The 1,793-nt window shown below is 52.4% G+C and carries 3 protein-coding genes; 2 read left to right on the plus strand and 1 reads right to left on the minus strand.

The window, feature by feature from the left end; all coding sequences use genetic code 11:
• Together PMX72_RS10215 and PMX72_RS10220 are read left to right on the plus strand one after the other, a co-directional pair.
• The coding region (locus PMX72_RS10215; RefSeq protein WP_271729935.1) for a restriction endonuclease subunit S at positions 1 to 480 on the plus strand (480 nt) is incomplete at its 5' end.
• 34 nt (positions 481 to 514) lie between these two features.
• Positions 515 to 1,309, plus strand: coding sequence for a tyrosine-type recombinase/integrase (locus PMX72_RS10220; protein ID WP_271729936.1), 795 nt, complete (start codon positions 515 to 517; stop codon positions 1,307 to 1,309).
• Here PMX72_RS10220 and PMX72_RS10225 read toward each other — a convergent pair.
• The coding region (locus PMX72_RS10225) for a restriction endonuclease subunit S (RefSeq protein ID WP_271729938.1) at positions 1,296 to 1,793 on the minus strand (498 nt) is incomplete at its 5' end. The two genes, PMX72_RS10220 and PMX72_RS10225, sit on opposite strands and share 14 nt — an antisense overlap.

A 1,793-nucleotide genomic window follows, 5' to 3' on the forward strand; every position in this document is an offset into this window, starting at 1 on the left:
GCGCGGCTGTCGACCTTCTGCTTACCACAAGAAAGACGACTTCCATCAGGCGAAAGATTCAACTACATTGACATCGGCTCGATTGATAACTCAAGGAACCTCATTTGCTCTAACGAAATTTACACTGTTAATGCTCCCAGCAGGGCTTCCCGTTGTGTGCATGCTGGCTCTATTGTTTTCTCGATGGTTAGGCCTTATCTGAGGAACATTGCCCAAGTCCCCGTTTCCATGAAAGACAGCGTTGCCTCAACTGGTTTCTATGTTGCGACGAAAGCATGCAACGAGCTCGATGAGTGCTTTCTGTTTCATCTGCTATTGTCTGACTTTGCGGTCAACTCGATAAACTTGCATATGAAAGGCGATAACTCGCCTTCGGTGCGCAAGGAGGACATGGACGCCTTGTTGCTTCCCATCCCGCCCCTGGACGAGCAGCGTCGCATCGTTAAAAGAGTCAAGGAGGTATTCAATCTGCTCGATTAGCTGCTTTCATTGTAAGGTCGAGAGGAGACCCGCAATGAAAGCATTCGAAGATTACCTGCGCGTACAAGAATACGCGTCAAACACAATCGCCTCGTACTTGTTCGCCGCAAAACAGCTTGAACAGAGGGCGTCGTCAATCACAAACCAGTCGCTCCTTGAGCACAAGGAGTGGCTGGTTTCGTCGTTTGCGCCTAAGACGGCAAACAATCGCATCGGCGCAATAAACGTCTACCTGGACTATCTTGGATTCCCGGGGATGCGCCTGAAGGGCGTGAAGGTTCAGCAGAAACCCTTTCTGAACAACGTCATATCAAACGACGAGTATCGCCGTCTTCGCGACGGTCTCAAGCGGGACGAGGACTGGTTCTGGTACTTCGTCGTGCGGTTCCTCGCCTGTACAGGTGCAAGAGTGAGCGAGCTTCGCAAGTTCGAGTATGCACACGTCATGGCTGGATACATGGACATCGTCTCGAAAGGGCAAAAACTCCGCCGTGTGTATGTTCCCGCAAGCCTAAAGAGCGAAGCGCTTGAATGGCGTGCTCGCGAAGGTAAAGTGGACGGCATTCTGTTCGGCGACCGGGCAGCACTCACGAGCAGGGGCATAGCGCTCGGCCTCAAGCGGGCGGCCGAGCGCTATAGCGTGGACCCCGATGTCGTGTACCCACATTCGTTCCGGCACCTGTTTGCTAAGAACTTCATAGCCAAGAACCCCGACATAGCATTCCTCGCCGACCTGATGGGCCACGAGAGTATCGAAACAACGCGCATCTACCTGCGCCGCACTGCCGCAGAACAACGCAGCGCAGTTGACGAGGCTATAGATTGGTGAGACTGAATGCTGCTTCAATCGTTTTGACGATACGATGCTGCTCGCCTAGGGGCGGGACGGGAAGCATCATTCTTTCGAGATAGTCTTTTTTGATGCGCTGCTGACCAACCGAGCCCATAAAGGTTTTCTTGGCGTCTCCCATGAAATAGTTCGAGGCAAGGAAATAGAAAAGATACTTTCTATACAGGCCTTTTGATGGCGAGCGCAAGACATACAGCTCTGTCGATCCGGCCCCCGCACCACTCTCAAGACACGAGGCGATGAAGTATTTGCCGTTCTCAAAGCATGGTGAAATCTTGGCGAATACTACATCACCGTCGGCGAACTGGGTAAAGCCTTTCTTGATTTCTTTCCAGCGCCGTATCTCGGGATGATATTGATTGCGGAAACCTTCCTCAATTGCCGCCATCGGCAGAAAGCTAGCTGGTGTTTCGTCATCGACGTCGTTCTTGGGATTGAGCGCGACAGGCGTAAGCAGACGGCA

Origin of the sequence: Collinsella aerofaciens, from assembly GCF_028207065.1 — a bacterium.
GTDB classification, from domain to species: domain Bacteria; phylum Actinomycetota; class Coriobacteriia; order Coriobacteriales; family Coriobacteriaceae; genus Collinsella; species Collinsella aerofaciens_AR.

Excerpts from the sequence above, each read along its gene's own strand:
- PMX72_RS10220 (WP_271729936.1), top strand. The coding sequence starts at position 515 with ATGAAAGCATTCGAAGATTACCTGCGCGTACAAGAATACGCGTCAAAC.